Annotated in this window: 5 protein-coding genes; 3 read left to right on the plus strand and 2 right to left on the minus strand. The window is 55.9% G+C overall.

Features of this window, described 5'->3' with window-relative positions; translation table 11 throughout:
- Window positions 1-117: 117 nt before the first annotated feature.
- Together B2R17_RS08475 and B2R17_RS08480 are read right to left on the minus strand one after the other, a co-directional pair.
- Entirely contained in the window at window positions 118-1590 is a 1473-nt protein-coding gene (locus B2R17_RS08475; protein WP_286763644.1) for a DUF1501 domain-containing protein, read from the minus strand.
- A 6-nt stretch (window positions 1591-1596) separates the two neighbouring features.
- On the minus strand, window positions 1597-4050 hold the full coding sequence (locus B2R17_RS08480) for a DUF1553 domain-containing protein (protein WP_286763645.1): 2454 nt from the start codon (window positions 4048-4050) through the stop codon (window positions 1597-1599).
- Between the two features lie 478 nt (window positions 4051-4528).
- On the opposite strand from B2R17_RS08480, the gene B2R17_RS08485 reads away from it, so the two are divergent.
- From B2R17_RS08485 to B2R17_RS08495, 3 genes are read left to right on the plus strand one after another with little or no spacing between them, the layout of a single operon-like run.
- A complete protein-coding gene (locus tag B2R17_RS08485; RefSeq protein WP_286763646.1) occupies window positions 4529-6547 on the plus strand; it encodes a hypothetical protein in 2019 nt (672 codons plus the stop codon).
- 34 nt (window positions 6548-6581) lie between these two features.
- Entirely contained in the window at window positions 6582-7331 is a 750-nt protein-coding gene (locus B2R17_RS08490; protein WP_008664225.1) for an SGNH/GDSL hydrolase family protein, read from the plus strand.
- A 58-nt stretch (window positions 7332-7389) separates the two neighbouring features.
- Window positions 7390-8829 carry a sulfatase-like hydrolase/transferase gene (locus B2R17_RS08495; protein WP_008664224.1) on the plus strand — a complete coding sequence of 480 codons (1440 nt, stop codon included), beginning with the start codon at window positions 7390-7392 and terminating at the stop codon, window positions 8827-8829.
- The last annotated feature ends 91 nt before the right edge of the window (window positions 8830-8920 follow it).

Raw genomic sequence — 8920 nt, forward strand, 5'->3', positions numbered from 1 at the left:
GTTCAGGAGGGTGATTTCAACCTTGTGAGCATGGCACTTCAAAACTGCACGACTCTCCCCAGCCTGACCTCTTCGATGCCAAGAGGTCGGCTTTACCGGAGAAGCCTTTGAATCGACTCAGGCAATGATCTCTTTGACCACTCGAGCGGGCTCGACTCCGGTCAATTTCTGTTCCAGTCCTTGGAACGGGAACGTGAGCCGTTTGTGGTCGACGCCAAGAAGATGAAGCATCGTGGCATGCAGGTCACGAACATGAACCGGGTCGGCAACGACGTTGTAGCTGAACTCATCCGTCGCACCGTGTCGTATCCCGCCTTTGACACCGCCGCCTGCCAACAACGCAGTGAAGCACCTGGGGTGGTGATCGCGACCATAGGTGTCCATGTCCAATTTGCCCTGGCCATAAACCGTTCGGCCGAATTCACCGGCGAGAACCACCAGGGTGTCTTCGAGCAATCCACGTTGCTCGAGATCTTTCAGCAGCGCTGTGGTCGGTTGGTCAACATCCTGGCATTGCCCGGGCAAGTTCGCTGGCAACTTCGTGTGGTGATCCCACCCGCGATGGAACAACTGGATGAAACGAACATCGCGTTCTGCCATCCGACGGGCCAGCAAACAGTTGCGGGCGTAAGACCCTGGGTTGTTCACTTCTTCGCCGTACATCGCCAGTGTCTCGGGAGACTCGTCGGAGATGTCCGTCAGTTCGGGGACCGATGTTTGCATCCGAAACGCCATCTCTTGTTGAGCGATGGTGGTTTCGATTTCGGGGTCACCGATCTCACCGAAGTGTTTGCGGTTGAGGTCGCCAAGCGAATCGAGCATTCGCCGACGAATCGCTGGATCGATGCCGCTGGGGTTGGAAAGAAACAGAACCGGATCGCCCGACGTTTGGAAGCTGGTGCCCTGGTGCTTGGACGGCAAGAAACCGCTGCCCCAGAGACGTGAGTACAACGCTTGCACGTTGACCTTGCCGCTCCAGTAAGCCGATGGCATCACGATGTAGTCTGGCAAGTCCTTGTTCAGCGTTCCCAATCCGTAGCTCAACCAGGCTCCCATGCTTGGTTTGCCTGGCAGTTCCGTACCGGTGCAGAACGCGGTTTTGCCCGGGTCGTGATTAATCGATTCGGTGTGCATCGAATCGATGAAGCACAACTTGTCGACTTGCGTCGAAAGGTGTGGCAACAGATCGCTCATCCACATGCCGCTTTCGCCTTGCTGCGAAAAACCAAAGCGACTGGGGACGATCAGTTGCTCTTTGCCACGCGTCATGGCGGTCACGCGTTGGCCTTGGCTGACCGATGGCGGCAACGGTTGATTGAACTGTTTGACCAGTTCCGGCTTGTAATCGAACAAGTCGATTTGGCTGGGAGCTCCCGCCATGAACAAAAAGATCACGCGTTTTGCTTTGGGGGCAAAGTGGCAACCCGCCGGGATATCGGATGGTGCACCGGACGCGGCGCTGGGGGCCGCGGCGCTTGCGAGCTTTGGTCCCAAGACCAACGATGCGAGCGCTGTCGTCCCCAGTCCCATGCCGGCATTGGCCAAGAACCGACGACGATTTTCGCTTGTCGAGGTGATGTGAATATGCATGGCGATTCAATCTTTGGTCTTGGTGATATCGAGGTTGTAGAGCGTGTTGCACAGCACCGTCCAAGCGGCGAGTTCAACTTTGTCTTGAGGCGAGTCGACGGACACTCCCTCGCACAAATCGTCAACCAGTTTGGGTGAGCTGGCGTATTCGTCACGCAGATCGTTCAACAGCGTTTGAAGAACGTCGACCTCTTTCGAATCTGGGAGTTTGGCCGTGACGGTTTCATAGGCGAACAGGATTCGGTCTTCGGCAGGTTCAGCCAAAGTGGACTGAGCCAATTGCCCGGCAGCACGTAGGTATTCGCTTTCGTTGAGCAGCAACAAAGCCTGGGTCGGCGTGTTGGTTCTTTCGCGGCGAGCGATGCAAGCGTCACGATTGGGTGCGTTGAGGATGGTCATTTGCGGTGGCGGCATCGCACGTTTCCAGAACGTGTAGATGCTGCGGCGATAGATCGATTCGCCCTGGTCGGGCCGGAAACGTTCGCCCGTCATCGAAACCGCTTTCCACAACCCGTCCGGCTGCGGTGGTTTGACACTCGGTCCGTGCATTCGCGTGGACAGCAGTCCGCTCGAAAACAAGATTTGATCGCGGATCATTTCGGCATCCAACCGATAGCGAGGGCCGCGACTGAGCAGCCGATTTTCCGCGTCCGCTTTGAACTCATCCGGAGTGGCTCGCGAAGATTGGCGGTACGTTTTGCTCATCACGATTCGCTTGAGCAACGCTTTGACATCCCATCCTGACTCGACAAACGGCACCGCCAATTCATCCAACAATTCAGGATGGCTTGGGACCTCGCCTTGGTTGCCAAAGTCCTCGGACGTCTTGACCAGCCCGACGCCAAAAAAGAGTTGCCAGAAACGGTTCACCGCCACGCGTGCGGTCAGCGGGTTTTCAGGTGCCACCATCCAATTGGCCAAATCCATGCGGGACGGTGTTTCGGATCGGGTCTTCAGCGGCGGAAGGGATCCTGGGACGCCGCGTTGGACTTCTTCCCCGGGAGCGTCGTACTGCCCGCGAATCAGAACGAACGTCTTTCGGACCTCGTCGCGTTCCTTCATCACCATCGCTTTTTCGACCGAACGCTCGACGGCATCTCGATCACGTTGCACCTGGCGGCGTTGTTTTTTAAGCGATTCCAAACGCGATTTCAGTTTCTCCTCGGGTTGGTTCGTTGGTTTCTCTTCCGAGCGAATCCGCTGATCGAGCTTGGCTAATTCCGCATCCAGGCGATCCAGTTCGGCTTGCTGAGCATCGGTTGGGAATCGAGCGAAAGGCTCTTGGAAACCATCCACGACTTTTCGCGGGTTGGTTTCGGGTTCGGCATCGATGTTGTTGAAAAACGCGTACAACGAGAAGAAATCTTTCTGGGTGATCGGGTCAAACTTGTGGTCGTGACACTGTGCGCATTGAACCGTCAGCCCCATGAACGCGGTGCCGACGGCGGTGACGCGATCCAACACATTTTTGACGTGACTTTCTTCCGGCAATGCGGTTCCGCGATCGATGATCAAGTGCAACCGATTGAATCCGGATGCGATCAGTTGGTCTTTCGTTGGCTGAGGATATAAATCGCCAGCGATCTGGTCTCGAACAAATTCGTCGTACGGAAGGTTGTCGTTGAAAGACCGAATCACCCAATCGCGATAGGCGACGTGGTTGCGATAGAAGTCTTTGTGCATCCCGTTCGTGTCAGCGAAACGCACCAGGTCCAGCCAGTGGCGGGCGATGTGTTCTCCGAATTGAGGACGCGAAAGCAGGTCGACGATCAATTCTTCCCACGCCAATTCGGGTGAGTTGGCGTAGGCCGATTCAAACTGGCGGATCGCTTCTCGGCTGGGTGGCAGCCCCGTCAAATCGAAAGTGACTCGTCGCAACAGAGTTCTCGCGTCGGCTTCTTCTGATGGGCGACGCTGCTGCGACTCAAGCTTTCGAAGCACAAACTGATCGACCGTCTGTGCACTCCACTCAGCATTTTGGGTCACCGGTGGCTGTGGCCGTTCTGGGACTCGGAATGCCCAGAAGTCTTCGTAAACGGCACCGCTTACGATCCATCGCCGAATCAGTTCCGTTTCTTCTTCGTTGAACGGCTCCAAATGTGAATCCGGCGGCGGCATCAACATCGATTCATCATCGGCAGTGATCCGGTGCCAAACTTCACTGTCCTCAGCCGAGTGAGGTTCGATTGAGTATCCAATCGCCCCCTCATCTCCGTCGGGTTGGTCCAGTCGCAAACCTCCCTCTCGCGAACCGGCGTCTGGACCGTGGCAGGCGAAGCATCGGTTCGAAAGCAACGGCCGGATGTCGCGACTGAACGAGACCGATGATTCGTCCGTGACGGAAACCGATTCGGTGTCCTCTGTCTCCGGATCGACGTCCTCAGCGTTCGAGCGAACTGGCGCGAGCGAGCCAGAAAACGTGGTGCAAAGGGCGGCGGCCAGCATCAAGACGGTTGGCATGCGCGTCTCGCGGGCGAACCGATTTGGGAGATAGCCCCGTTGGAATGGCATAGGTGTTGATCAGCGTTCGGCGGCAGGGTGGTAGGCGGGATTCGATCAGTGTAGATCGAACGGGAGCATTTGAAAGCACAGCGGCAAGTCTCGATGGAGTCCGAGCTCGCACGATGCCTCTGTGATTCTCCCGGCGAACGATCCTATTTTTGCAATCCAATTCCTATGACGTTTCACTTTTCGGAAATTTGCGTGGATTTTCGCGAAAACAACGCAACAGGTCGCGTCCATGTCAGGATGTAAGTGTCGAGTTTCAGTCGTTACTCATCGTTATTCGTTCATCCCTGAGTCAACGCATTTTCGGCACTGTGCTTCCTTGGTACCCACCTGATCAGACTCGGTACCCACCTGATCAGAATGGCCTGCAGCCATTGGCCATCTGCACTCCCCACTCCCCTTCCCCAATGAACGATACAAAGACCACTCCATGGATCGACGTGAATTTGCCGGAATGACCTCGCTCGGCATTCTTGGCGGACTGGTAAGTGCGAACAAGTTGCTGGGGACGCGTCCCCTCTTGGCGAGTGGTTCGGATGCTGCGTCACAGAACCGATTGCCCGAGCAGGAACATTCGGATCTGCGATCGCTGGCGAAGTCTTTGCTGGTGGATTGGTGCGATGGCATGATCCGCCGCCAAACCATTGCCCCTGATGATCCGTCCGCGCACGGTGCTCTCCAATGTGACTCTTGCAGTCACATCCACGGCCGATGCAGCGATGCCTTGTACCCGTTTCTTCACTTGGCTCATTCGACCGGCCAACAGAATTACTTGGACGCGGCACGGAATGTGTACGCGTGGGCGGAAAACAACGTCAGTCGAGAAGATGGTAGCTGGACCAACGATATCAACCCTCGTTCGTGGCGCGGGACCACCATCTTTGGCGCGATCGCGTTGGCCGAAGCACTGCACTACCACGGTGAAGTCCTAGATGCCGACGAAAAGCGTGCCTGGGAACAACGCTTGGACGAAGCAGCCGGCGGGTACTTGTTCAGCGACTTTCGAAAAATTGATTTCACGAATCTGAATTACGGCATGACGGCCGTCTACGGCTTTCATTTGTTCGGCCGCGTATTGAACAATGCCAAGTACACCGAACGCAGCCAGCAGCTCGCGGTCCGAGTCAAAGAGTTTTTTACCGAACCGAACAAGTTGCTCTGGGGAGAGGGAAAGCCCAACGACAATCGCAGCGGCCGTGGACTGCTGCCGGTTGATCTTGGTTACAACGTGGAAGAGTCACTCAATGGCGTGGTGCTTTACGCCTTGGAAGTCGGTGATGAATCGCTGCTGGATTTGTTGACTCAGTCGATGAATGGGCACCTGGAATTCATGCTGCCCGATGGTGCCTGGGACAACAGTTGGGGAACTCGTTCAGCCAAATGGTCTTATTGGGGCAGTCGAACCGCGGATGGATGCCAACCCGCGTTCGCATTGATGGCTGATCGCAATCCAGCATTCGAAACCGCCGCGATCAAAAATGCGGAACTGCTGAAACGATGCACGGCAGACGGCCTGCTGCACGGCGGTCCTCACTACGTCTCTCACGGGGTCAAACCCTGCATCCACCACACCTTTGCACATGCCAAAGCGATGGCGTTGGTGCTGGACAAGACGCAGCCGACGGCGACGAAACACGAACTGAAACCGTTGCCTCGAGTGACGTCAGATGGTGTCAAGCACTTCGCCGAACTGGATGTATGGTTGGCAGCAAAAGGCCCATGGCGAGCAACCGTGTCGGCGTATGACTCCATCTACAAAACCAAATCGGCCGATCACATCCAGCAACCCACGGGCGGCTCGCTCGCGGTCCTTCATCACGCCCAAGTCGGCACGTTGCTAGCATCCAGCATGGCTCGTTACATCCAAGTCGAACCGCTGAATCAACAACCGCAACCCGGGAAGGACTTCCCGCTCACGACTCGATTGGAACGACGCAACGAAGCGGGATGGTTCACGAATCTGTACGACCTCAAAGCCAACGTGACCTCCAATACGAGTGATGACCAAGTCCGATTCGACGTCGCAACGACGCTGCAGGACGAAGACCGGCAGATCGAAGACGAGTCAAATTCCCAGTGCCAGTTGAGCTATCGCATTGAACGTGAACGCGTGCTGATCACCGCCTCACCAGCCCAATCCGATCGCCAAGCAAATGCGTTTGCTTTGATCGTTCCCATCGTTTCACCGACTGGCGAAACGGTCCGAAGAGTATCCAAGAACCAGATTGAGATCGAAAAGCCGGAGGGAACAGTCGTCTGCAAGTGCAATGTGCCGTTTGCAATCCATGGTGATGCCCAGTCCAGTGGTGCCCAGTCCAGTGGTGCCCAGTCCAGTGGTGCCGAGTCGCGTGTTTTCAACATGGTGCCTGGAATGGAAGCGGTGCCTCTGGTTGTGGAGTATCCTGGCGGAAACGTCAGCGAAATCCAGTTTGAGATTTCGGTTTCGTAGACTCGACTTCCATCCTTTGCCTTTCAGTGGTTCCATGCAGATTCTTGTTCGTGCGTTGATTGTCTTGACACTGGTTGCCTTCGCAAAAGGAGTTCCCTGCCAAGCCAAAGATGCAGCGACAGCACCGGCTGAGAAAGTCCAGCCCACGGAAGCCAACCCTTTCGCTGATCTGAAGCAACAGCTCAAACAAACCTGGCCGAACAACCGCTTGGTTCGATTTGTCTTTCACGGGCATTCCGTCCCCGCCGGGTATTTCCGCACGCCGATTGTTCGACGTTTTGATTCGTACCCGGTGCTCTTTCACCAAGAACTTTGCGAGCGTTATCCAACCGCGGTGATCGATGTTTGCAACACCGCGATCGGAGGCGAGAACTCGGTCAGTGGGGCCGAGCGATTCGCGGACGATGTGTTGTCGTTGAATCCCGACGTCATCTTCATCGACTACTGTTTGAATGATCGTCGCATCGGCGTGGATACCGCCCAGGATTGCTGGCGAGAGATGATCAAGCAGGCGGTGGCAAAAGACGTGATGGTTGTCTTGCTGACGCCGACTCCGGATTCCAAGGAAGACATCTTGGATCCCGACTCACCTCTCGTGAAACATGCCGAATCGATCCGGCAGTTGGCTGGTGAGTTTGACCTGCCGCTGGTGGATTCCTACTCGGAATTCCAACGTTTGGTGGGTGAAGGCGATGATGTCACGGACTATCTCTCGCAGTCCAACCATCCCAACCGAGCCGGTCATCAAGTCGTGGCTGATCAGATTCTCGCGTTGTTCGAGTGACGCGAGTGGATCGACACTTTCGCGTGATTCCAAACACGATTCCCAACACTTCCCTGGAATGATGATGTCGCATCGAGCTCACTGGCAGTCGGTTTTATTGGCGTGGACAACGGCGTTTTTCGCCTGCATGCCGCTGTCCGCCACGGCCGATGATGCTGGTGCTGAACCGCCGAACATTGTCTTGATCTTGGCGGATGACCTGGGCTTCAATCAAATCGGAGCTTATGGCGACACCCCGATTCAAACGCCTCACCTGGATCGACTTGCTGCCAACGGAATCCGGTTCACACAGGCCTATTCAGGCAACACGGTTTGCTCGCCATCCCGCGTGTCTTTGTTCACCGGTCGCGACGGACGATTGATGGACAACAATTCCAACACGGTCCAACTGAAAGACATCGACGTCACGATTGCTCATGTGTTGAAGCACGCCGGTTACGACACGGCATTGTTTGGTAAGTATTCCATCGGTTCGCAGATGGGAGTTACGGATCCGTTGGCGATGGGGTTTGATACCTGGTACGGCATGTACTCAATTTTGGAAGGGCACCGGCAATACCCAACCATTCTCTGGCGTGACGGCAAGAAGATTCGAATCGAGGAAAACGAGAGCGGAAAGAAAGGTGCGTATGCACAAGCTTTGTTCACCAACGAAGCGATCCAGTACATTGAACAAGATCACAAAAATCCATTCTTCGTGCTTCTGGCGTACTCGTCCCCTCACGCTGAACTGGCCGCGCCAGCCGAGTTTGTCGAACGCTACAAGGATGCGTTTCCCGAGACCCGCTATGGCGGCATGTCCAATGGGACCGCGTCAGACAAATACGCTTGGTATTATCCCGAGCCTGTTGAACGCCCGCATGCGACGTTGGCCGGAATGGTGACGGCACTTGATGCATACGTTGGCCAGATCTACCAAACGTTGCAATCCAAAGGCGTCGCGGACAACACGTTGATCCTCTTCACTTCGGACAACGGACCGCACGATGAAGGCGGCGGCGACCCGACGTTCTTTCGTGCTTCAGAACCTTACAAAGGGATGAAGCGTGACTTGTACGACGGCGGCATTCACGTTCCGATGATCGCCCACTGGCCCGCTGCCATCCAGTCTCCACGAGTGGACGATACGCCGTGGGCGTTCGCCGATGTGCTGCCAACCTTCGCTGACATCGCGGGCGTGTCCCTGGACATCGTTCCGCGAATCAAGACGAACGGAGTGTCCGTGCTACCGCGTCTTCGCGACGCCCCACGACCGTTGCCCGATCGGACTCTGTACTGGGAATTTGGCAAGCAAGCCGGAGACCCGAATTCCGGAGTGGTCGGCGAAGTCTACCAAGCGGCCCGTCGCGGCAAATGGAAAGCCGTTCGGTACGACATCGAGGGGCCCATTGAGCTGTACGACTTGGATTCCGATCCCGGTGAAACAGTGAACTTGGCAGCCGATAAGCGAGACCTGCGAGAGGAATTCACAGCGTTGTTCGAAGCCAACAAAGACTGAGAATCAACGCTCCACAGCGACGCCGTTCAGGCGTAGAGGTCGTGCAGTTTTTTGATGCCGCTTTTCGCCTGATTTACACACCGCGTACCTC

It is taken from the genome of Rhodopirellula sp. UBA1907, from assembly GCF_002337565.1.
Lineage (GTDB): Bacteria > Planctomycetota > Planctomycetia > Pirellulales > Pirellulaceae > Rhodopirellula > Rhodopirellula europaea.